Raw genomic sequence first — 25,045 nt, forward strand, 5'->3', positions numbered from 1 at the left:
GGCTTTTGTTACTAAATTACAATACTACACCAAGGAAGGTGGCAGAGACAGCCGGGGGCCGAGGCCCCCGCTGCTTACGAAGAGTGGGGTGTATCAAAGCGGGATTCGCGCAAACCTTCTTTGACTTTCTTCAGGTTTTCGCGAAATTTCATGCCGCGGCGCAGGGTGAAACCGGTCGCCAGCACGTCCACCAGGGCGAGCTGGGCGATGCGCGATGCCATCGGCATGTAGACGTCGGTGTCTTCCGGCACGTCCATGGAGAGCACCAGGTTGCACTCGCGTGCCAGCGGGGAGTCCTTGGCGGTCATGCCGATCACGGTGGCATCGTTCTCGCGGGCCAGCGCGGCAATCTCCACCAGCGCCTTGGTGCGGCCGGTGTGGGAGATGAGCACCACCACGTCCCCTTCGCTGCTGTTGATGCAGCTCATGCGCATCATGACGATGTCATCGAAGCTCACCACCGGGATGTTGAAGCGGAAGAACTTGTTCTGGGCATCGCGGGCGACGGCGGAAGAGGCGCCGAGGCCGAAGAAGCTGATCTTCTTGGACTGGGTCAGGATATCGACGCAGCGATTGATGGCGGAGATGTCCAGGCTGTTCTTGGCGGCATCGAGGCAGGCCATGGTGGATTCGAAGATCTTGGCGGTATAGGTATCGGGCCCGTCTTCCGCCTCCACGTGGCGGTTCACATAGGGCGTGCCGTTGGCCAGGCTCTGGGCCAGATGCAGTTTAAAATCGGGAAAGCCTTTGGTATCGAGACGGCGGCAGAAACGGTTGACGGTCGGCTCGCTGACGTCAGCCATCTTGGCGAGGGTGGCGATACTGGAGTGGATGGCCGTCTGCGGGGAGGCCAGGATGACCTCGGCGACTTTACGCTCTGATTTACTGAAACTTTCCAAATTATTAGTAATTTTATCAAGGGTATTCATCATCACCACCAGGCGTTTTTGTAATTTAGCTTCAGTGTCTTTGCACTAAATTCATGGCTAAGCAGGTTTCCAATCAACTTGATGACTATACAAGACAAGCTCTTATCGAAACTAATCTCGGCCCTGCAAAGTATGACTCATGTCTAATTATTTCGTTGTTTTGGTTACAAACTTCCAGTCATTCCGTGAAAGCGCTTACAAATGTTGCAAAGCAACAACACTGTGAGCGGGCGCACAGTTGCACCCATCAAACGCGCCGCAAGGGGAGGGGCTCGGGTAGAATTGGCACCAAATAATAAGTGCGGGACGGTAACGGCCGCCCCGACCCCAGTAACGAAGGAGTTGTTTTATGCAGCATACCCATGCGCTGGTCGGCGACGTAGGCGGCACCAATGCCCGGTTGGCCCTGTGCGAGCTGGCAACCGGCACCATTTCCCAGGCCAAGACCTATTCCGGGCTGGCCCATCCCAGTCTGGAAGCCGTGGTTCGCCTCTATTTGGATGAACACAAGGTGCAGGTGGGCGAAGCCTGCATCGCCATCGCCTGCCCCATCAACGGCGACTGGGTCGCCATGACCAACCACAGCTGGGAGTTTTCCATCAGCGAGATGCAGGCCAACCTGGGCCTGAGCCGGTTGCAGGTGATCAACGATTTTACCGCCGTCTCCATGGCAGTGCCGGTGCTGGACGCGGCTGACTGCATCCAGCTGGGAGGCGCGGCGCCCGTAGCTGGTAAGCCCATCGCCATCTATGGCGCCGGCACCGGTCTTGGCGTGGCCCACCTGGTGCACACCGGCGAGCAGTGGCTGAGTCTGCCGGGCGAGGGCGGCCACGTGGACTTTGCCGCCAACAGCGAAGAAGAGGATGCGGTGCTGCAGGTGATGCGCGCCGAGCTGGGCCACGTCTCGGCCGAGCGGCTGCTCTCCGGCCCCGGCCTCGTCAACATCTACCGTGGTCTGGTGAAATCCGACGGCCGCGAGCCGCAGGCGTTCGAACCCAAGGACATCACCGAGCGCGCGCTGGCGGGCGAGTGCCTGGACTGCCGCCGTACCTTGAGCCTGTTCTGCGTGCTGATGGGCCGCTTTGCCGGCAACCTGGCGCTCAACATGGGCACCTTCGGCGGCGTCTACATCGCCGGTGGCATAGTGCCGCGCTTTCAGGAGTTCTTCATCGGCTCGGGCTTTCGGGTGGCCTTCGAAGACAAGGGGCGTTTCAAATCCTACCTCAAGGATATCCCCGTCTTCCTCATCACCCACGAGGGGCCGGGTCTGCTCGGTGCCGGCGCCTATCTGCGCCAGTCGCTCGGCATCAAGCTATAAGCAGGCGGCTTGCCGGGGGACGGATCGGCCATGGTTCAGCCTTGATTCAGTGACCATGGCGTAGAGTGTCAACACGTACTCAAGAAGGCAGGGCTCCATAAGGAGTTGGGACTTGTCTTCATCCGCTGGGTGCGTTTGTCACCTGACAAGCCTGAACTGTTTCACCGGCCCTCGCGGCCGGTTTTTTTATGCCTGCGGTTTGCCGGCTGGATGGGGATGTCGTCCTCTGCGCAAGGATGGGCCTGCGCCGCAATACACTGCGCCTGCCGGGTGGCAGGCGCAGTGTGTGGGCCGGGATGGGCTCAGGGCAGGTCGAGGGTGAAGCGGGCGCCCCCGAGCGGGGACTCATCCACCATGATCTGGCCGCCGTAGCTGTGCACAATTTCGGTGACCACCGCCAGCCCGATGCCCTGGCCGGGGGAGCTGTCGGCGCGTACCCCGCGCTGGAAGATCTGCTGCGACTTGCCGGGGTCGATGCCGGGGCCGTCGTCCTCGATTTCGATCCGCAGCCGGTCGAGCCGGCGGCTCACCGTCACCTTGATCTCGCTGATGGCGAACTTGAAGGCGTTGTCGAGCAGGTTGCCCATCAGCTCCATCAAGTCCCCCTGTTCGCCGGCGAAGAAGACGTCGTCATCGAACTTGAAGCGGGTCTGCAGCTTCTTGTGGCGATAGACCTTGGCGAGGCTGGCCAGCAGCTTCTCGATGAGGGGCACCGGCTCGGTACCCTTGCTGGCGAGGCGCTTGCGGCCGGTGACGGCGCGGCGCAGCTGGTACTGGATGATCTGATCCATGGTCAGGATCTGCTCATTGATGTTGTCGTGGATGTCGCGCCCCAGCTTGACCTCCTGCGCCGTCATCTGGATCAGCGCCAGCCGAGTTTTCAGGCTGTGGGCCAGATCGTTGAGGGCGTGCTGGTAGTGCTGGGTCTGCTGGCGTTCGTTCTCCAGCAGCTGGTTGACCGACTCGGTCAGCGGCGTCAGCTCCCGCTCATAGTCGTTGGAGAGCGCCTCCCGCTTGCCGGCCCGGATCTCGTCCATCTGGCGCGCCATGGTGCGCAAGGAGCCCAGGCTCCAGAAGCTGGTGAGCAGCAGCAAGGCGCCGAGCAGGGAGTAGGCGAGCAGGGCCTGGCGGATGCACTGGTAGAGGTAATCGCGGGTCTGGGCCAGGTAGCGCTTGGCCGAATCGACCATCACCACGTAATAGGTGGTGGGGCCGTCGCCGTGATTGCGCAAAAAGCGCAGGCTGTAGATGAAGTAGCTCTCGCCGTTCTTGATGGTGTGACGCTTGAAGAAGTAGTCCTGATCCAGCCCGCCCAGATACTTCATCAGATCCTGACAGATGGTGTCCCTGGCCTGGATCACCTCCGGCATGTGCATGCTGGACCAGCTCAGCTGGCCATCGGCCCGGCAGATCAGGGTATCCAGATTGGGGTCGACGGCATCCGGGGTGATCCGACCCAGATCCGTGGTGGCATGGGCGTCCGGCAGCTTGGAGGAGAACAGCTTGGAGAGGTTCTCCTGCATGCGGGTGCTGGCCTTCTGGGCCTGCTCCTCAGTGTGACCCAGATAGAGGATGTAGACCGAGAAGGCCATGATGAGCGCGATGACCAGCATGGCGCTCAGCATCAGCTTGATGTGCAGCGAGCGGCGGATGAAGCGCATGGGGCGCAGCAGACGAACGTCCATCAGTTGCACGACAGGTTGAAGATGTAACCCTGGCGGCGGATGGTGGAGATGGGCTGGATGGTCCCCTCCGGATCCAGCTTCTTGCGCAGCCGGCTCACCATCACCTCGATGGTGTTGGGGTCCCCCTCGCCGTCGCCATAGAGCTGATCCAGCAGCTGCTGCTTGGAGACCACCCGGCGGGCGTTTCGCATCAGGTATTCGAGGATCAGGTATTCAAAGCTGGTGAGCACCACCGGGGTGCCGGCGATGGTCAGCTCCTTGCGGGAGAGATCCAGCTCGTAGTCGCCGGCCTTGACCCTGGGGGAGATGAAGCCGCCGCTGCGGCGCACCAGGGCGTTGAGGCGGGCCAGCAGCTCGTCCTTCTGGAACGGCTTGACCAGGTAGTCGTCCGCCCCGGCTTCCAGCCCCTCCACCTTGTCCTGCCAGTTGCCGCGGGCGGTCAATACGATGATGGGGAAGGGGATCTGCTGCTCGCGCAGCTGGCGGATGAGTTGCAAACCGTCCATGTCCGGCAGGCCCAGATCGATGATGGCCACGTCGATGGGATAGTCGGCGGCGTAATGCAGTGCCACCTGGGCGCTGTCGGTGCTGTGTACCTGATTCTGGGCTTCGGTCAGCAGGGTGCTGAGGTGGTGATTGAGCAGCTTGTCGTCTTCGACCAACAATATTTTCATAAGGTGCGCGATCATGGGGATCCAGGCTGTCAATTAGAGGGCTTATGACGGGGAGAGTCAATCCGGATCCTAACAGCCCTGGCTGTATCGGGACTGAATCAGCCCGCCATTACTCACCACCCCATCATTAGCCGCTCCCTAGCCTGTGTGAGCCAGGGCCTGACTCGTCTCAGCACCGGTCTGCTGACGCCACAGCCTGGCATAGAGCCCCTCGCGGGCCAGCAGTTCATCATGGCTGCCCGACTCCACTATCTGCCCTGCCTCCATCACCAGGATGCGGTCCGCCTCGCGCAGGGTATTGAGGCGATGGGCGATGCTGATGAGGGTGCGGCCGCGGCGGATGGCCGCCATGTTGGCCATGATGGCCGCTTCCGACTCATAGTCGAGGGCCGAGGTGGCCTCGTCGAGCAGCAGGATCCTGGGGTTGACCAGCAGGGCGCGGGCCAGGGCAATGCGCTGGCGCTGCCCGCCCGACAAGCGGGCTCCCTTCTCTCCCACCTGTTGCTCGAAGCCCTGGGGCAGCTCGCGAATGAAGGCGAGGGCACCGGCCAGCTGCGCCGCCTGCTCCAGCTCGGCCTGGCTGGCATCGGGGCAGCAGATGCGGATGTTGTCGGCGATGGTGCCGGAGAACAGCACGCTCTCCTGCAGCACCACGCTCATGTTGCGGCGCAAGGAGACGGGATCGGCGATGGCGAGATCCATGTTGTCCACCAGTACCTGACCGTGCTGGGGCACATAGAGCCGCTGCAGCAAACGGGTCAGGGTACTCTTGCCGCAGCCGGATGGCCCCGTGATGCCGATGAACTGCCCCGGCTCAATGGTGAGGGAGAGGTTGGCCAGCACCTCGGGGGCATCCGGCTGGTAACGAAAACGGATGTGGCGAAACTCGATGGCCCCCTTGAGGGCGGGCACGGAGGCGAGCCCGTTGTTGCCATGCTCCGGGGCCTCGTCGAGGATGTCGCCGACCCGGCGCAGGGCAATCAGGGTGTGCTGAAAATCCTGCCACACCTGGGCCAGGCGCAGCACCGGCTGGGTGACGTGGCCGGCCAGCATGTTGAAGGCGACCAGTTCCCCCGGGCTCATGCGACCGTTCAGTACCTCGCCGACCCCGAGCCAGAGCAGCAGGGCGGCGGTGAGTTTTTGCACCAGGTCGATGCCCTGGCCAGCCGCCAACCCCACCTTTTTGGCCTGAAAACCGCGCCTGAGCTGGCGTGCCAGCAGGCGCTGCCACTCCTGGTAGAAGCGGCGTTCGGTGGCCGTGGTCTTGATGGTTTCGATGCCGGTGACCGCCTCGGTCAGAAAGCTGGTGGCATCGGCATCCGCCTGATACTCCGCCTCGACCTTTCTGCGCACCAGCGGCCCTATCAGCAGCCAGAGCAGGAAGTAGATCAGCAGCGAGCCCAGCACGCAGGCGGTCAGGCGCGGGGCGTAGTGAAACATGACCCCGACGAACAGCAGGATGAACAGCAGATCCAGCACCAGCATCAGGGTCGAGCCGGTGAGGAACTGGCGGATCTGGGCCATCTCCTTGACCCGGGCGATGATCTGGCCGGTCTGGCGGGCTTTGAAGTAGCCGATGGGCAGGCCGACCAGATGGCGATAGAGCTTGCCGGAGAGCTCGGCATTGACCTGGTTGGCCAGGTGACCGAACACCTGGCCGCGCAGAAAGCCGTAGAGCGGCTCGGCGCAGGCCAGTGCCACCATGGCCAGGGCCAGCACGTGCAGGCTGCCAAGGCTGCGCCCCACCAGCACCTTGTCGATGATGTTCTCGAACAGCAGCGGGCTGGCGAGGGCGATGAGCTGCAGCAGGATGGCGAAACAGAAGACGTCCCGCAGCTGTTTCTGCTGGCGCAGCACCGCCGGGCTGAACCAGCCCAGCCCGAATTTGACCTCGGCCGGGGTGAGATCCTGCTGGGCCAGCAACAAAAAGTGCCACTGCGCCGCCTCGGCCTGGCTCGGCAGCGGTTGCTGCCCGCTGCTGCCGCTGGCGGGATCAAACAGCTGCCAGCCCTCTGGCGTGATGGCGGTGATGGTGTACCAGCGGCCATCCCGCTTGAGCAAGGCCGGCAGCGGCAGCGCCGCGAGCGGGCAGCCCGGCCCCTGCGACAGGGCGCTGCGCAGGCCAAGATGGGCAGCGGCTTCCCGCACCGTCAGGTCGGGCGGTGCCAGATCGCAACCCAGGGCGTGGGCCAGCTGTTCTGCATCGGCCGTCAGCATCAGCTGGTGCGCCGCGTGGGTGAGGGCTGCGAGGGCGCCATTGGCGATGGGGGGGGGCTCGTTCACGGGGGCCTCGCGGGCCGGCAACGCGTGTGTCATTGTCATCGCTCCCGCAGCGCCTCGGCCTGATACTCGCGAATGGGGCTCAGCAGATAGTCGATGACCCGGCGCCGGTCGGTCTTGATCTCCGCCACCACCGACATGCCGGGGGTGAGTTTGACGGGCTGCTGATCGATCAGCATCTCGCCCTGGCTCAGCTTGACCCTGGCGGCAAAGACCAGCCCCAGCTGCTCATCGGCGGTGGCGTCGCGCGACACGCTCACCAGCTCGCCATCTATGGTGCCGTAGCGGGTGTAGGGGAAGGCATCCACCTTGATGCTCACCGCCTGCCCCTCGTGCACGAAGCCGATGTCCTTGTTGAGGATCTTCACCTCGGCGAGCTGCACCCCTTCGTTGGGCACGATCACCAGCAACTGCTGGGCCGGTTGCACTACGGCGCCCTGGGTGTGAATGGCCAGCTGCTGTACCGTGCCGGCCACGGGGGCGCGGATCACCTCCAGGTGCTCCCGTTCGCGCAGTTTGGCGAGCTCCTGCTCGATGGCGGTCAGCTGCAGCCTGGCCTGCTGGCGTTTCTCGATCCACTCCCGCTGCTTTTGTGCCTTGAAGCCGGCCAGCCGCTCCTGCAGGCTCTGCTGCTGGGATTGCAGCACCTCGAGCTCGGCCCGCTGCTGGGCGAGCTGGCGCTGGGTCTCCAGCAGCTCTTTTTCCTGCTCCAGATACTCCACCCGGGAGATGGCCTGGGATTGGCTCAGGGTCTGACGGGCCTGCAGGCGAGGGCGGATGTTGGCCAGCAGGGTGGTGAGAGATGCCATGTCGCCCCGTCTGGCGGCCTGGTTGGCCTGGTTGACCCCGAGCTCGGCCTGCAGGTTGCCGAGGGTGCTGTGAAATTCGTGCAGTTCGCTCTGGTAGTTTTCCACCAGCGCCTGCTGCTGCTCCGGCGTGAGCCTGACATAGTCCGGATGCTGGTCGGGGGCCTGGTCACGATAGAGCGACTGGTAGCGGATCAACGTCTGGTACTGGAACGCCTGCTGCTGGCGCAAGCGGCTCAGATCCTGACTGACTCCCAGCGTATTGAGGGTCAGCAGCGGCGCATCGGCGGCAACCGCCTGACCATCTTCCACGTGGATGCTCACCACTCTGGCCTGCTCGTAGGACTGGATCATCTGGCTGCGGCCAAGCACCAGCAGGCGGCCGCTGGCGGTGGCCTGGATGTCGAGCTCGCCCCAGCAGGCCCACAGCAGGGTCAGCAGCACGCCGGCACTGAGGGTCAGCGCCGTGATGCGGGCAAAGGGAGAGGGGGGCGTCTCGGCCAGCGCCAGGTGGGCTGGCAGAAAGCCGTAGTGGGTATCCGCCTGCCGGGGTGGACGGGGTTGGCGAAAGCGGGCCAGCCAGGTACGCAGATTCATGGGGTCTCCTCGTGCAAGTCCTGCTGCAGTCGCCACAGCCGGGCGTAGTGCTCTCCTCGCGCCAGCAGGCTGGCGTGGTCGCCCTGCTCGACGATCTTGCCGCGCTGCAGGACGATGATGCGGTCGCACTGGCGTACGGTGGAGAGTCGGTGAGCGATGGTGATGACGGTACGGCCACAGGCGATCTGGCGCATGTTGCGCTGGATCAGCGCCTGGGACTCATCGTCGAGGGCACTGGTGGCCTCGTCGAAGATGAGGATCCTGGGGTCGGCCAGCAGGGTGCGGGCGATGGCGATGCGCTGGCGCTGACCGCCGGAGAGCGAGCTGCCCCCCTCCGCCAGCACGGTGTCGTAACCAAGGGGCAGCCGCAGAATGAAGTCGTGGGCCCCGGCCAGGGTGGCGGCCCGGATGATCTGGTCCAGGCTGGCATGGGGCATCGACTGGGCGATGTTGTCCCGTACCGATTTGTTGAACAGGTGGTTCTCCTGCAGCACCACGCCCATCTGTTGACGCAGGTGGTGGAGGGGGAGCTGGCGGATGGATTGGCCGTCGATGAAGATCTCGCCCTGCTCGGGTTGGTAGAGGCGCAGCAGCAGTCTGGCCAGGGTGCTCTTGCCCGAGCCTGAGCCGCCGACAACCCCGAGCGTTTCGCCGGCCGCTATGGTCAGGGAGAGATCATCGATGATGAGGGGGGCGTCCGGCTGATAGCGAAAGCGCACCCGCTCCAGCAAAATGGCGCCAGCACTCACCTGACCCGCGCCGTCACGCTGGTGTTCGGGGGGCAGGTTGAGCATGTCACCCAGTTTGTCCACCGCGATCCGGGTCTGGATGAACTGGCCCCACAGCTCGACCAGCCGTGACAGGGGCTGGGCCACGTGGCCGGCCATCATATTGAAGGCGATGAGCTGGCCGATGGTGAGCTGCAGGCTGATCACCTCGCTCGCACCGAGCCAGAGCACGCATGCGCTCACCAGTTTTTGCAGCCACATGACGCCGTGCTGGGAGGCGTTGTTGAGCTGCTGAACCCGGTAACCGGCGGTTACCATCTGGCTGGTCTGCTCATCCCAGCGCCGCACGAAGCGCGGCTCCAGCGCCAGGCTCTTGAGGGTCTCGGCGCCGGCGACCGTCTCGTTCAAGAAGGCGGTGTTGGCGGCGGCGTGGCCGAACTGCTGCTCGACAGCCTGCTGCATGCGCTGCGTGATCCACCAGGCGATCAGTACATAGGCGGGGATGGAGAGCAGGATCACCAGGGTCAGCATGCCGGAGAGGCTGGCCATGACCGCCAGGAAGACGAACATGAACAGCACGTCCACCGTCAGGGTGAACATGGTGCCGGTCAGGAACTCGCGGATGGTATTGAGCTCCTGCACCCGGGTCACGATGGCCCCCACCTGGCGGCTCTTGAAATAGAGCAGGGGCAGGGCAAACAGGTGCTGCACCATGCGCAGGCCGAGCTGGATGTCGATCCGGTTGGCGGTGTGGGCGTACTGGTACTCCCGCAATCCGCGCAGACAGACCTCCACCAGGGCGGTGATCAGCAGCCCGAACACCAGCACATCCAGCGTCGACCAGGCCTGATGCACCAGCACCTTGTCCATGACGACCTGAAAAAAGAGCGGGGAGATGAGAGCCAGGAGCTGCAAGACCAGCGAAAAGAGCAATATCTCCCCCAGTAGCCGTTTCTGCTGCAGGAAGGCCGGAATGAACCAGCGGATGTCAAAGCGGCTCTGCTGTCTGCGTACTTGATAGACTCGTCCGTTCCAGCGAGCCAGCAGTGCCTGCTGGTCGATGACCTGGGGATTGCCGACGGCGGGGTCCAGGATCAGGGCCTGCTCCCCCTGACGCTGGGCCAGGACGCAGGGGTTGCCGTTGTCACTGAGCAGGACCAGGGGGAGCGTCTGTTTGGCGAGTTTGCGGGGAGCAATGTGACGTTGGCGGATCCGGCTGTCGGTCTGCTGCTGCAGCCTGTCGACAATAATATCAAAGGGTTCGTCTGGCGTGATATCTATATCTTTAGGGGGACAGCCCAATAATCCGGTAATAATCTTCAAGCATGCCAAAACAGACTCGTCATGCGCAGTCATAATATACCCCGTTGCCGCGTTTAAACCCCTCCTGTTTATATGGGGCAAGGTGACCTGTTGCAGGCAGGGCGCGCATACTAACGAGCCGATAATTATCTGTCAAATATTATGTGCGCTGACAAAATCAATAATAAATTGACTGAGTTAATATATCTGAAGGTAATCTCAAGTGTGGCCTCATTATTAACCTTAATGAGTTTGTTGATATTTATTTTGACGTAATTACTCTATTTTTGAATCATTGTTTAATTGAATCAAATAATATTTTCAAATATGGTAAATATAGCGAAAAATGAAATGTTAGCACCATGTTGATTTATCTTTGGTGGGATTTTTGTTTTTTGTTTTACCTTATATTTATTGATAATGGAATTTATATGACAGAGCAGTTTGTACAGACAGTATCCAGCGTCAACTACAACAAGGGGATTTTCTCCCTCTATTTCGTCGGCCAGGATCCGCTCAAGATGGCGCAGGGCGTCATGGCCGAAAGCGACAATGAGCTGGCGCTGAAACAGACGGTGCACATGCCGGCAGCTGGCTTTATGTATATGGTTTCAATGATAAAAAATATGCTTGAAGATCCGCGCATGGCGGCCGAGTTCGACAAGCTGATCGCCGCTGGCCTGATCCCGGCCGCCCCCGCCGACGCGCAGGAAACCGCTCCTGCCGCCACTGCACAGGCTGCGCCGCGCAAGAAAAAATAAGTTTCCGGTGTGGGGAGTCAATGCACTTGGTATTGCAACCAACGGAACCTAACTGGCAACAAAAACAACATATGTTGGGAGGTGTCATGCTGCTCAGTCAGCACTCCTCCCTGCACCGGCGTTATTCCGTCGCCGAGTGGCAGCAACGTATATTGCCAGCATTTGAATTGAACCAGTTTTGCTATTACGAAGACTCATGCGGACGCCCGGTTGCATTTTGCAACTGGGCGTTTGTCTCTTTATCCATTCGTGACACCTTGCTGGCCGCCGAGCGGGAGCTGATCCGTGAGGATTGGCAATCCGGCGACCACATTTTTATTCCGGAGATGATAGCGCCATACGGACACGCCCGCGCCGTGGTGAGCGATCTGCGTCGCCGGATATTCTTGCCATGGAAAGGGCAGCGGGTCTGCACAGTGCGCGGTCATGTTCATGCCGAACTTGGCCATTGTGTGCGCAGGGTGCAGTGGTTTTCCATTTAATCATAATGAGTTAATACATGGGAAAGAGTGTATGGAGAAGTATTGAGTACTTCTTTACCGGTAATTACACGGCAGATGACGGAAACAACGATATCGATGCCTATGGCCTCGGTGGCGTCATCCATGCCTATGGTGGTGACGACACCATCAGGGTCGGTTCCATCGGCGCCACCGTCTACACCGGTACGGGCAACGACAGCGTCTATGGCGGTGCCGCCTACCTCAAGGTGGTTGACGACTCCGGCAACCTGACCGTCAAGGGGGCGGCGGGCTATGCCGACATCAGCAAGTCCCAGTCCGGCAATGTCCATTTCGCCGGCGCCAGCGGCGCCACCAACATCGATCATCAGGGGCGCGACGGCGACATCCGCTATCAGGGGGCCGCGCTGGCCAACTTCCTGACCCGCAAGGGGATCAGCGGCAACGTCAGCTTCGAGGGGGCCGGCGGCTACAACAAGCTCTGGCACCAGACCGACCGCGGCGATCTGAGCTACAGCGGCGCCGGGGCGGCCAACAAGCTGGACCGCACCTGGCACAGCCAGTATCAGGGCTCGCAGGGCAACATCCACTTCTCGGGGGCCGGTGCGGCCAACATCATCAGCTCCCAGGTGGAGTCCGGCAACGTCACCCTGAACGGCGCCGGTGCCTACAACAAGGTGTTTCGCAAGGGGCGCGAGGGGGATATCAGCTTCAACGGGGCCGGCGGCTGGAACGAGCTCTCCCGTTTGCGCAACGAGCAGGATGAGTACCTGCAGACCCGTGGCGACATCCGCTTCAACGGGGCTGGCGGCTACAACCGGCTGCTGTCGGACGTGGCCGAGGGCAACATCCACTTCAAGGGGGCGGGGGGTTACAACCATCTCTCCCGCAAGGGCTCGGACAGCGACAGCTCCCCCTTCGCCGGCGCCCGTGCCGACGAGATCGCATTGACCACCGCCACCATGGGCGGCAGCTGGATCAACCAGTCCCAGGCCGTCACGGCCATCAAGTCCAGCCTGCAGCCCAATACCTACCTGTTTGCCTTCTTTGACGGCATGTACACCAAGATCAACCGGGTAGAGCTCTCCAACGATAGCGCGAATGGTGCCCTGCGCTATCACGCCACCTCCTGGTACAAGGAGGGAAACCACCTCGATGGCTTGGCCGGTCGTCAAATTGATGCGGGCAACGGCTTCGTCTCGACGCAAACCGACGGCGCCTATCGGCTGAGCGATCTGGTGTTCGAACGACGTCAGCGCATCAAGCTGGAGGCGGTGGAAGCGGATCTGACCGAGAACAGCTGGATCAACTACGGTGGCGGGGTGAACGTGTCGGCTGCCGACGTGACGCTCTCCAGCGCCAAGATGAGCGGCTACGCCGTTTATCGGGATGGCACCAAGGTTGACGTGAACGCGGTGAAATCCCGGGTACAGGCCAATACCTATGTGTTTGCCAAGCAGCTTGGTCCCTACACCAAGATAGTGGTGGTGGAGCTGGCCAATGATCGGGAGACCGGGGCGCTCAAGTACCTCGCCAAGGCCTGGTACAAGGAGGGCAACCACCTGGCGGGGCTGGCCAATCAGGTCATTTCGGAGCGTACCGGCTTCACCTCCATGGGGACAGGGGCGTACTCCCTGAGCGAGGTGCGCTATCAGCTCGATACCGTCACGGCCGTGTCGGATCGACTGCCGGCCACCCGCGAGTTCTCCAGCCAGCTGTTGCTGCCCCGCCAGCAAAGTGGCGGCAAGAGCAAGGGCGACATCTTCTTTGACGGCGCCGGTGGCGGCAACGTCATCGAGTCCGATGTGACCGAAGGCAACATCCACTTCAACGGTGCCGGTGCGGCCAACGTGCTGATCAAGCGCGGTCAGCGCGGCGATCTGGTGTTCCGTGGGGCGGGCCTGGCCAACGTGCTGGTTCATCAGGGTGCCCAGGGGCGAATGGATGTCTATGCGGCCGGTGCGGCCAACGTGCTGGTGCGCAGCGGTGACGGCGAGTACCTGGCTCGTCTGCTGGCCTATGGCAACATCTCGGTGCAGCAGGGCCGTGGCGACAGCCAGGTGGTCATGCTGGGCGGTTACAACACCCATACCCAGCTGGGCGATGGCCAGGGCCTGTGGCTGGCGGGGGGTGGTTTCAACCTGCTGACCCAGGTCGGCAACGGCCGGCTCGATGCTCTGTCGGTGGGCGGCGCCAACGTGCTGACCAAGTTCGGTGCGGGCCAACTGACGGCCGGTCTGCTGGGCGGCGCCAACGTGCTGACTCACATCACCCAGGGTGATGAGGCTGCCGATACCCGCGCCGTGTTGCTGGGCGGTGCCAACGTGCTGACCAAGAAGGGCAACGGCAAGGTGCAGGCCATTCTGGGGGGCGGCGCCAACGTGTTGACCCAGATTGGTCAGGGGGATACCCAGGCGCTGCTGCTGGGGGCTGCCAACGTGCTGACCCGGGTCGGCGATGGCGATCTCTCTGCGGTGATGCTGGGGGGCGCCAACGTGCTGACCCATGTCGGCAACGGCGACACCCTGGGCGTGATGGGGGCCGCCGGCAACCTGTTTACCAAGGTGGGCGACGGCACGGCGATTGCCGCCATGATCGGCGCCGGCAACCTGTTTACCCAGATAGGCCAAGGCGATGCCTGGGCCCTGATGGGCGGGGTGGCCAACGTCTTCACCAAGGTCGGCGATGGCAATGCACTGGCGCTGATGGTGGCCAAGGCCAACGTCTTCACCCATATCGGTGACGGCCTGACCGTGGCGCTGATGCTGGCCCAGGGCAACCTGGCGACCAAGGTGGGCAATGGCATGACGCTGGCCGCCATGGTGGGCAATGCCAACGTCTTCACCCACGTCGGTGCTGGCGAGACCTTCGCCGCCATGCTGGGGCAGGCCAACCTGTTCACCAAGGTGGGGGATGGCCTGACAGCCGCGCTGATGATCGGCAAGGCCAACGTCTACAGCCACATCGGCAACGGCACCAGCCTGGGGTTGTTTGCCGGCGAGCTGAACGTGATGACCAAGGTGGGCAACGGCACCACGCTGGCAGCCCTGTTCGGCAAGGCCAACATAGTGACCCATGTCGGCAGCGGTCTGACCGGTGTGCTGGCGCTGGGCAAGGCAAACATCATCACCAAGGTGGGGGATGACTTCCTCGGCGCCATCGCCAAGGCCGATGCCAACGTGCTGACCCACGTGGGTAATGGCACCACTGCCGGCGTGCTGTGGGGCAAGGGCAACCTGCTGACCAAGATCGGTGACGGCACCACGGTGGGTCTGCTCATCTCCGAGGTGGGCAACGTGATGACCCACGTCGGGGCCGGCAGCACCATCGGTCTGGCCAAGGGGCGCGCCAACCTCATCACCAAGGTGGGTGACGGGCTGGTAGTACAGGGCGCCTGGGGCGACGTCAATCTGCTGACCCAGGTCGGCAACGGCGATCGTTACAGCTTCGCCAAGGGCCGCGCCAACGTGCTGACCAAGGTGGGGGATGGCCGGGAAGTGGCCGTGCTGCAAGGGGAGGCCAACCTGGTCACCCAGGTCGGCAACGGCGACGGCTACACCGGCGCCTGGGGCAAGGCCAACGTCATCACCAAGGTGGGGGATGGCCGTCAGGTCGTGCTGGCCAAGGGCGATGCGAACATAGTGACTCAGGTCGGGGAGGGCGATGGTTATCAGGCGCTGCTCGGCAAGGCCAACATCGTCACCCGGGTGGGGGACGGCATCCAGGTCACCCTCGCCAAGGGGGAGATCAACCAGACCACCACGGTAGGGGACGGTCTGAGCGTGACGGCCGCCTATGGCAAGTTCAACAACAACGTCAAGGTGGGCGATGGCACCTCCATCAACCTGGCGTGGGGTGACTACAACCTCAACACCAAGGTGGGAGACGGCCTCAACGTCGCGGTCATGAAGGGCAAGGGCAATGCCAACGTCCAGATCGGCGACGGGCTGGACATCACGGCGGCCTATGCCCGTCACAACGTGGCCATCAAGATCGGCAACGGCGATTTCTACAGCCTGGCCATCGCCAGCAGCAACACCAGCAGCAACAAGCTCGGCACCCTGTTTGACAACATCAAGCAGACCCTGCTCGGCAGCGCGGGCAACCAGGCCATCAACTATCTGGTGCAGGGGGACGAAGAGGGCCCGCTCAAGGCCCCGCAAGCGGCCAGCCTGTGCGAGGTGCAGGGACTCAGCGGCTTTGGGCTGGACGAGATTGGCGAGGTGAAATCTTCCCTGGCCGGCAGTCTGACCGGCAAGGTAAGCCAGGCCGGCGAGCGCGACGAGCAGGCCATGGACAGGGCGCTGCAGCTCGATGAGCAGGGATTGGCCCGAGGGGGTGAGAACCTCATCGTCAACGGCGATTTCGAGCGGGGCGCCCACGGTTGGCAGCATGCCAGCGCCGGCATTGAAGCCGATTTTTCCGCCGCCACCTACGGGCTGGCTGCCGACGGGCACGGTGCCCGGGTCAGTGAACTGTCGACTGACCGCAATACCCAGATTTCCCAGGATCTTGCCGGCCTCAAGGCGGGCGAGACCGTCAACCTGACATTTGATTTTGCCCGCCGGGCGAATATTTCCCTGCAACACGGCATCGAGGTGCTGTGGAACGGCGAGCGGGTGTTTGCCAGTGAAGGTGACGCCAGCAGCTGGCAGAGCAAGGCGCTGACGCTGATGGCCCGCGAGGGTCGCAACACCCTGGCGTTCCGCGGTATCGGTGAGAGCAACGGCCTTGGCTACCTGCTCGACAACGTGGTGGCCACCGCCTCTGGTAAGGCCGAGATCGGCCAAGTCAGCGCCCAGCTGGCGCAAGACGACAACGCGGCCCGGGCGAGAGGGGATCAGGCGAGTGCCGAGGCCGACAAGCAGCGGCTGGAGCAGGAGAAGGGGCAGCAGCTGGCCGCCATTGCCGGCACCCAGGCCCAGCTGGAGGCCACCGATCAGCAGAAGCTGGCGCAAAATGGCCAGGATCAGCGTGCCGCCATCGAGGCAGAATCTCGCGACATGACGGCGCAGCTCGATACGCTGGCGCGCCGCTTCGAGCAGGTCAGAGCATCCGACGCGGCGAGCGAGCCGTCCGGCCAGCACTGGCGCACCGGCTTTGCCGACCGCCTGCTGAGCACGGTCCAGGAAGATCTGGACGATGCCGGCAACACGGCCGGCACGGCGATCGCAGAGGCCAGATCTCGCCATGAGGCGCAGCACCAGCAGCTAGACAGCGCGCTGGCCAAGTCCAAAACGGGTCAGCAGCGCAGCGAACAGCTGCAGGGTGACGCCGAGGCGGCGGGCCAGCACAGGGCTGCGCAGGCAGAACAGCGCCGTCTCGACGCGCTGGCTCGCCAGGGAGAGGCGACATCGCGGCAGCAGCAGGGCGAAGCGAGTGCCAGCCAGGCACAGCTCGCCGGCGAGCAGGCGGCCAGTCAGGCCGGCTTGCAGGCCAACCAGGCCAAACAGAATGCGGCGAGCCTCAAGCAAAGCGGCGACAAGCCGACCCGCCAGGGCGTTCAGTCCGACCCGTCGACGGCAGCCGGGCAGCCCCTGTTGCAGACCGGCGAGCTGGATGTGCCCGCTGTCGGTACCTTGTCGGCTCCTGATGAGGTTCCGCCTTCGGCCATCGACACCGCCACCGGACTGAGCGAGCAGGAGCAGTCCGCCCTCGACGGAGCGCTGGCGGCGGTCAACCGGCTGCAGGTCAATGCCGGTTCCCGTCAACCAGTGGCACGACCGATAGCCCCGACTCCAACGCCGACCCCAACACCGACCGAGGTGCAGCAGGAGGCGCAGGCGACAGCCACGGCGACCAAACCGGTGCAGCAGCATGAGGTACTGGCCAAGGCGGCCGTGGATCTCACCGGTCTGCATGGCCCCCGCACGGGCAGCAAGGCCGTGCCTGAGTTCAGCAGCCACTTCGACGGCTCTTCCATCGGCATCGAGAACGAGCTGACTGGGCTGGTGGTGGCGTTGCCGAAGAACTCGGCACAGAAGTTTGGCTATGTGCACGATGCAGCAGGCAACCCGCTGTTCATGCTGACCAAGGACATGAACCAGGGGGGGTACACCAATCCCGCCGGGATCAGCGATGTCAAAGGGATCAACCAGTGGCAGACCCATACCATCGAGCTGGTGACCTATCCAAGCGAGATGCAGGATCAGCAGGCGGTGGAAGCACGCAAGGAGGCCATGCTCTGGCTTGCCAGAGAGTTCACCCAGCACATCAGCCAGACCAATCATACCAGACTGTCCGATCTCGTGAGCGAGGATGGCCGTTTCACCCTGGTCATCTCCAATGCCAACCACGTGATCGCTGCCGGCAATGGCGCCGCCCGTGACGGTCAGGGGCAGACTATCGGCATGACGCCGAGCGGCCAGCAGGCAACCGTGGCAGTCAGCGCCAAGGCGTTTGGTAGCGGCTCTTCCCAGGAGATCCGGCTGCTGGAGTCCGCTCCCTGGTATCACCCCGAGCTGAAGGAGCTGTTGCTGTCCAACACGGCCAATGTGCAGTGGGAAGATGCGGCCACCGCACAGAATGTGTTTGCCTACCTCACTTCCATTTATGGCAAGACGGCCGATCTGGCCCGGGAATACGGCATTCACATCAATGACTGGGATCCGCTGGCCGAGGGGATCACGCCCAACGCCCAGGGGTTGACCGATCCCAAGGTCAAGAATGCCTGGGAAATCTTGCCAAGAACCAAGCCGGTGGCCATGTTGGCCCTGCTCAGTGCCCATGACCGCAAGCTGGTGTCCGAGCAGATCCTGGCGACCCTCAAGTCGGCCTATTCGCCGGCGCTGGCACAGAACATCTATGACTACTTCAAGTTTGGTGGCGAGGTGGCCGGGCATGGCATCAACAATGCGACCACGGGGGACAGCAAGCACCCCGAGCTGGCCATCCTGTTCGAGTTCCGCCAGGTACCGAACGAGCTGAGCCAGTTTGTGCCGAAGTCGGAATCGACCGCCAGGGTGGAGGTGAAGACCCTCGACCAGTTCGACCCGGTCAGTCGTCGCACCATAGTGGCGGCAGTCAACAATCTGGTCGAACAGAGCGCGGACTTCGACAGCTGGTATCAGGCCTATCGGGAGCGCCAGGGGCTGCCACCGGTCAAGAATGCCAAGAAGGTGGCCTCTGCCAACCACAAGGCCGAGTGGGTGATGGCCAACCATGCCGAGGCATGGAGCCAGCTCACCGCCGAGCATCAAGCAGAGGTGACGAGCGGACTGCAGGCCCTGGGCGGCCACAAACCGGGAGACCAGAGCCCGGGCGTGGCGAATGCCGATACGGCCCCGCTGGACCACCCGGTGCGAGGACCGGCCGTCGCCGTTCCCGAGACCGCCGGTTTTGCCTTCCAGCTGCTCAAGAGCGGAGACAATGGCTTCATTGACTCCACCCGTCGCCAGCTTGGCAAGCTCTCCATCGATCTGCCAAGCGAGCGCCTCAAGGCGGTGCGTGAGGCCGTGGTACGGGTGCAACAGCAACCATCGGAGGCGAATCTGGGGCTGCTGGAACAGAGCCTGACCCAGTGGCAGACGCGTGACCCGAAAGAGTTTGCCCGACGCGGCGAGCAAGTGAAGGCGCTGCGTTTCGAAGCGGCATCCTTGCTGAGCCACACGTTTGCCTCCCGAGCCAAGAGCGCTGGCGTGTACGGACTGGCCTTGCCGCCGGAGCATGCCGCCCGTTTTGAAGATCAACTGGTGTTCGATGGCATCGGCCGGATTATCGGTGCCGTGGGCGAGCTCAGCGCCACCGACATCGCCAAGGTGAGCGAGCTTGGCATCCGGTCGCTGACCGAGACCAACTCCCGCGCCGAGCGACAGGCGCCGCGCACCGAGCATGACAGTCTGATCGCATTTGCGCACCATCTGAGCCAGTTCGACACGCCGCAAACCCGTCAGCTGGCCGCAGAGATCAAGTCCCTCTGGCTGTCGGGCGACGTGCGGGGGCCGCGCACCATCGCCCTGTTTGAAACTGCCAGCAAGACGTTGGGGGATTATCCGCAGTTGCAGGTGCTGGCCCAATCCCTGCTGGCAGATGCCCAGCGCAGCAAGGCGACCGGCCAGTACATCGACAACCTGTTTGGCCGTCGTTTCGATTCGGAGATCGCTCATGGGCTGGTGACGGCCCCATCGCAGGCCGCGCTCGATACCTCGGCACAGCTGGGATCCAAGCTGGTGAAGGAGTTTGATGACTGGATCCAGACACTGCAACTGGATGAGGCCACCCGCACCCAGCGCATCGACAAGAAAATGGCGGCATTCGCCGAGGCCATCAAGAAAGACACCCGCCCCTGGTTCAGCCGGGTGCCCAGTCTGACCGAGTTCCTGGCCGAGCCTACCTTTGCCAACTTCAAGCAGATGATGACCCGGGTCGACAACGGTTTCGATGTCATCAAGGTCCCCTTCCTGGCGGTGAAGATGGCCACCCACCCCGAGCTCGGGATGGACACGGCCAACTGGAAGAGAGAGGGCGATCGCTTCTACGGCAGCGTCATCACCAAGGCGCGCTCGACCAGTACCGAGGTTGCTTCGGCCAAGGACGGTCTGTTGCAGGTCGACCTGCCTGGCCGTACCACCAGCGACTATGGCACCGGTCTGCACTACCAGCCCGGTGGTGACAAGTACGAGGATTTCCTGAACGGGCGCAGCGTGGCGGATGGCCGCATCCTGACACCGGGCAAGGAGACCACCTTTGAGCGCAATGCGCTGGACAAGGGGCTGTCCGTGGTGACAGGCGCTTCCGGCTCGACCAACATCATGGTCCACCTGAACAACTATCTGGCGGCCAAAGATCCTGCTTACTCCCCAAGCCAGGCTTACCTCAACACCCTTGCCTTCCTGGTATTCGATGGTGGTCACTCGGTGAACGAGAGTCTGGCGGTCTATCGGGCGCTGCAGGAGAGCGGGGATGCGCGCAAGCAGGTGCTGGAAAGCTATACCGCCAACTACCGGGATCTGGTCGATCTGGCTGGCGAAGACAGCAAGGCGTCGGTACAGGCTGCACTCGATGGTGCCTTCGGCCGTACTCTCGAGTTCTATCAGCAGCATGCCTATACGGCGCAGCTCGATGAGCTGGTCGCTCTTGGCACGCCACGCAAGGGCGATACGCTTGCCGATGGCGAGCTGCCAGCAGGCTCCGGCAAACCCGTCTCCGTGGCGAACGATGGTTCGGCCCCGCTGGACAAGCAGCCACTCAATCCGCTGACCCGCTTCCTCAATGACAACCTCTACGGTACCCGCGATGAGCGGCGCCAGGTGGGCGACATCACCCGCCAACTGCTCGACCATGCGGTGAGCAAGGGCGAGGCCGAGCAGGTGACCCTGCAAGGGGATGCCGGCCGTCTGTCTGGTTACCTGCACAAGGGGGCCGAGCGGCCAGGGACGCCGCAGGATGGCAAGCCCGAGGTGGTGCTGTTCCTGCACGGTTCGGGTTCTTCCGCCGAGGAGCAGGCCGATGCGGTTCGCAGCCACTATCAGAAGCAGGGTGTCGACATGCTGGCGGTCAACTTGCGTGGTTATGGGACCAGCGATGGTGGACCCAGCGAGCAGGGGGTCTACCAGGATGCCCGCACCATGTTCCGCTATCTGGTGGAAGAGCGTGGGGTGGCGCCTGGCAAGATCCTGATCCACGGCTACTCCATGGGCGGCCCCATTGCCGCCGATCTGGCCCGTTATGCCGCCGAGCAGGGCAAGCCGGTGGGCGGGCTGCTGCTCGATCGCCCCATGCCCAGCATGAGCAAGGCTATCACGGCCAACGAGCTGCCCAACCCGGGTGGTCTGGTGGGGGCGATCGCCAAGGCGATCAACGGCCGTTTCTCGGTGGAGAAAAACCTCGACGGCCTGCCCAAGAGCACGCCCATCATGTTGCTGACCGACAACGAGGGGCTCGGCAGTGAAGGAGAAAAACTGCGGGCCAAGCTGGCGGTGGCCGGTTATCAGGTCAGCGGTGAACAGACCTTCTATGGCCATCTGGCCAGCAACCGCCTGATGGGTCAGTACGCCGAGCAGATTGTTGGCGGCTTGTTGAGCCGCACGCCGGCGGCGCTGGATGGCGCGGATCAGCCGGTTCGCAACCAGCGGGTCGAGCAGTGGCAGCGACCTGAGGTGGCGCCGGGCAGTGAAGGGGGTGAGACCCGCTTCACCAGCCAGATCATCATCCAGACCGAAGATGATCTGGTGGCCGCCAAGGCCGCGGCCAGCCTGGCCGGCAAGCACCCCGACCGCAGTCTGGTGGTACAGCTGGATGCGGATGGCAACTATCGGGTGGTGTATGGCGACCCTGCGCAACTGGCCGGCAATATCCGCTGGCAGGTGGTGGGGCATGGCCGCGATGCGGACGGGCAGAACAACAGCCGTCTCAGCGGCTACAGCGCCGACGAGCTGGCCGGGCATCTGCGCCGCCTGGGCGATCGCCTGCAGCAAGAGGCTGGCGTGACCACCAAGCCGAGCCACATCAGTCTGGTAGGTTGCTCCCTGGTGAGCGACGACCTGCAGACCGGCTTTGCCCGCCGCTTCATCCAGGCGCTGGATGGCGAAGGGATCCGTACCCAGGTCTCGGCCCGCAGCAGTGAAGTGGCGGTCGATCAGGGCGGGCGCAAGCATACCCGCGATGAGGCCGATGTCTGGGCCCGCAAGGTGGCTGCCAACAAGGTGGTGCTGACCCTGGATGACGCTGGCGAACCTGTGGTGCACAACGAACTGGTGCGCGGCGGTGTGGCTGAAGGGGATATCGTGCTGGCCAAGGTGGGCGAGGGTGACGGCGAGAGTCGCGTCCGTGGCACTATCGCCGACAATGACGAGACCTTCGTCGCACCCAACAAACAACGTCAGCCGGAAACGGCCTCGAGCCAGGCCGACAATGCGGTCAGCTACTCGGGCAACATCCAGGTCAACGTGGGGGATGGCGAGTTTACCGCCCTCAACTGGGGGACCACCAACCTGGGGGTCAAAGTGGGCACGGGCGGCATGAAGTCGCTGGCCTTCGGTGACAACAACGTCATGGTGCACATCGGGGATGGCGACAGCAAACACAGCGTCGACATCGCCGGCTACCGGGCGCTGGAAGGGGCCCAGCTGTTCGTGGGGCAACGCAACGTCAGCTTCAACCTGGGGCGCAGCAACGATCTCATCGTGATGCTGGAAAAATCCATCCCCACTCCGCCGCTGGTCAACCCGTTTGGCGGGGCGGCCCGCATTGCCGGCGCCCTCCAGCAGATCGCCGGTGACGGTGCCAAGCCGGATTGGGTGGCCAGCCAGTGGGATCAGTGGACCCTGGCTGGTGCCAACAAGTTCGTGGCCGACATGGCCGGTCTGGATCAGACCAGCAGCGTCGAGTACGGCTCGCTCACGCGTCTGGACAGCGACCATGAGCGCAGCAGCCGCGGGCTCAAGAGCGATCTGGAGGCAACCCTCAACAAGGAGTTCAACAAGCGGATCTCGGGCGGCGGCCAGGGCGAACAGGGACCGTTGAGCCGAGCGGACAAGCTGCGCCAGGCCAACGAGAAGCTGGTCTTCAACTTTGCCGTGGCCGGTCAGGGGGCCGATATCCAGGTCACCACGGGCAACTGGAACTTCGTGTTCGGTGACAATATCCAGGCGATCCTGGACACCAACTTGGGTTCCCTGTTCGGGCTGATGACCCAGGAGTTCACCGCCAGCGGGCAGGCGAAAACCACCTTTACCTTCACCCCGACCGATCTGCCGCGTCAGCTGCAGAACCGGTTGCTGGGTCGCCTGGCAGGGGTGGGCGCCGATACCACGCTGGCGGACATCTTCGGCGTGGATTACAACGCTCGTGGTGAGCTGGTGGCCCGCGATGGGGCGGCCATCGATGCGCCGGCTATGTTGCAGGAGATGCTGGGTGTCATCGCCGAGTTTGGTGGCGATCAGCTCAAGAGCCTGACCGATCCGGCCAAGTGGGTCGAGCAGCTCAAGGCCGGGCTGGATCTGGGGGAGGATGCCCTCAGCAGCTTTGCCCGCAGCCACGGCCTGCAGGACGAGGCTCCCGAGGAGGCCAAGTCCGCTGCCTTGACGGTGCAGCAGGGTAACGACGCCAAGCCGGCGGCGCTGCCGGCCGCCACCGAGGAGCGTGCCTTCGGCTTCAATGCGCTGAGTCTGCCCAACCTGTTTGCCACCCTGTTCAACCGGGACAAGCAGGCGGAGGTGGTGGCGCTGGCCAGCAACCTCAAGCAGAACCTGACGGCGGACCTGCTCAACATGAAGGAGCAGACCTTCGACTTCCTGCGCAACAGTGGTCACCTGCAGGGGGATGGCGACATGCATGTCTCCCTTGGCAACTACAACTTCAACTGGGGGGGAGACGGCAAGGATCTGGGGGCCTACCTCGGCGACAACAACAACTTCTGGGGTGGCCGCGGAGACGATGTCTTCTACGCCACCGGGACCTCCAACATCTTCACCGGCGGTGCCGGTCAGGACACCGGGATCATGATGGGTCGGGAGAACATGATGTTCGGCGGGCAGGGTGACGATGTCGCCGTGCTGGCCGGTCGTGTCAACCGTGCCTTCATGGGGGAGGGCAACGATCAGGCCTTCATCTTCGGAGAAGAGGGCATAGTGGAAGGGGGCGCCGGCCAGGATTATCTGGTGACCTCCGGCAACTACAACCAGATCGATGCCGGCGCGGATCAGGATTTCACGGTGACCAAAGGTCATCACAACCAGATCCGGCTCGGTGAGGGCGACGACTTTGCCATGGTGTTTGGCAATCACAACCGCCTGCTGGCCGAACATGGCAACAACCAGGTCAAGCTGATGGGCTATCACGCCACCATTCTGGGTGGTGACGGCCAGGATCGGTTGATCTCCGATCAGGTCGCCAAGTTCAGCCAGCTCGATGGCGGCGCCGGCGATGACCTGCTGGTGCTGGGCGGTTACCAGAACCAGTTCAGCGGTGGCACCGGCGTCGACAGCTTCGTGTTCAGTGGCGCCGTGATAGAGAACCTGGTGCAGGACATCGGTAAGGAGGACTTCATCGTCTTCAACGACGTCAGCTGGCGGGATCTCTGGTTCAAGCGCAGCGGCTACGATCTGCAATTGCTGGTCAACCGTCACACCGACGGCACCAGCGAGCAGGGCAAGTTCGAGCAGCTGGGCAGTGCCACCTTCAGCAACTACTTCGCCGACAACCGGGCCCAGCTGGTGATCGGGCTTGGCGAGCAGCAGGCTGACGGCGAGCGCAGCTACAGCGCGCTCTCCCATCAGGCGGTGGACAAGCTGATCCAGGCCATGAGCAGCTTCGCCCCCGAAGCGGGCGACATGGGCCTGCTCAACCGGCTCGACAGCCAGGCCAACAGCCTGGTGCAGTCGGCCTGGGGTGATGTGATCCAGGGCAAGGGCCGGGTCGCCTGAGCGACCTGACTCCCATCCCGTTAGGTAAAAACCTGCTCTTCGGAGCAGGTTTTTTTTATGCCTGTCGCACCCGAAGCGGGCGGCGCAGGCACCAACAAAAAAGCCAGTCAGGGTCACTGACTGGCTTTTTTGTTGGCGCT

At 63.1% G+C, this 25,045-nt stretch carries 10 protein-coding genes; 4 read left to right on the top strand and 6 right to left on the bottom strand.

Annotation, left to right across the window (positions count from 1 at the left end; translation table 11 throughout):
* Nucleotides 1-74 precede the first annotated feature (74 nt).
* Nucleotides 75-929 (bottom strand): MurR/RpiR family transcriptional regulator, encoded by an 855-nt coding sequence (locus ACPW75_RS03875; protein WP_005298732.1) that lies wholly within the window; start codon nt 927-929, stop codon nt 75-77.
* 349 nt (nt 930-1,278) lie between these two features.
* On the opposite strand from ACPW75_RS03875, the gene glk reads away from it, so the two are divergent.
* Nucleotides 1,279-2,247, top strand: coding sequence for a glucokinase (glk, locus tag ACPW75_RS03880; protein WP_011705258.1), 969 nt, complete (start codon nt 1,279-1,281; stop codon nt 2,245-2,247).
* A 302-nt stretch (nt 2,248-2,549) separates the two neighbouring features.
* On the opposite strand, the gene ACPW75_RS03885 is transcribed toward glk, so the two are convergent.
* From ACPW75_RS03885 to ACPW75_RS03905, 5 genes are all read right to left on the bottom strand, one after another.
* Complete coding sequence (locus tag ACPW75_RS03885; RefSeq protein WP_425904416.1) at nt 2,550-3,932, bottom strand: ATP-binding protein; 1,383 nt, start codon at nt 3,930-3,932, stop codon at nt 2,550-2,552.
* Nucleotides 3,932-4,606 (bottom strand): response regulator, encoded by a 675-nt coding sequence (locus tag ACPW75_RS03890; protein WP_425904417.1) that lies wholly within the window; start codon nt 4,604-4,606, stop codon nt 3,932-3,934. The genes ACPW75_RS03885 and ACPW75_RS03890 overlap by 1 nt, the downstream gene beginning before the upstream one ends.
* 138 nt (nt 4,607-4,744) lie before the next feature.
* Nucleotides 4,745-6,922: a type I secretion system permease/ATPase gene (locus ACPW75_RS03895; protein ID WP_077096042.1), complete on the bottom strand. Its 2,178-nt coding sequence runs from the start codon at nt 6,920-6,922 to the stop codon at nt 4,745-4,747.
* Nucleotides 6,923-6,924: 2 nt separating this feature from the next.
* Complete coding sequence (locus tag ACPW75_RS03900) at nt 6,925-8,289, bottom strand: HlyD family type I secretion periplasmic adaptor subunit (RefSeq protein ID WP_077096041.1); 1,365 nt, start codon at nt 8,287-8,289, stop codon at nt 6,925-6,927.
* Complete coding sequence (locus tag ACPW75_RS03905; RefSeq protein WP_269150383.1) at nt 8,286-10,349, bottom strand: peptidase domain-containing ABC transporter; 2,064 nt, start codon at nt 10,347-10,349, stop codon at nt 8,286-8,288. The genes ACPW75_RS03900 and ACPW75_RS03905 overlap by 4 nt, the downstream gene beginning before the upstream one ends.
* Before the next feature lie 332 nt (nt 10,350-10,681).
* Between ACPW75_RS03905 and ACPW75_RS03910 the strand changes: the two genes are divergently transcribed.
* The 3 genes from ACPW75_RS03910 to rtxA are packed head-to-tail and all read left to right on the top strand — an operon-like array spanning nt 10,682 to nt 24,905.
* Nucleotides 10,682-11,080 (top strand): peptide chain release factor 1, encoded by a 399-nt coding sequence (locus ACPW75_RS03910; RefSeq protein WP_076361215.1) that lies wholly within the window; start codon nt 10,682-10,684, stop codon nt 11,078-11,080.
* A gap of 20 nt (nt 11,081-11,100) precedes the next feature.
* Nucleotides 11,101-11,562, top strand: a complete 462-nt coding sequence (gene rtxC / locus ACPW75_RS03915; RefSeq protein ID WP_161772470.1) for an RTX toxin-activating lysine-acyltransferase RtxC — start codon at nt 11,101-11,103, stop codon at nt 11,560-11,562.
* Nucleotides 11,563-11,579: 17 nt separating this feature from the next.
* Complete coding sequence (gene rtxA, locus ACPW75_RS03920) at nt 11,580-24,905, top strand: MARTX multifunctional-autoprocessing repeats-in-toxin holotoxin RtxA (RefSeq protein WP_077096039.1); 13,326 nt, start codon at nt 11,580-11,582, stop codon at nt 24,903-24,905.
* Nucleotides 24,906-25,045 lie beyond the last annotated feature (140 nt).

It is taken from the genome of Aeromonas sp. FL131 (assembly GCF_049860615.1).
In the GTDB taxonomy this organism is placed as follows: domain Bacteria; phylum Pseudomonadota; class Gammaproteobacteria; order Enterobacterales; family Aeromonadaceae; genus Aeromonas; species Aeromonas hydrophila.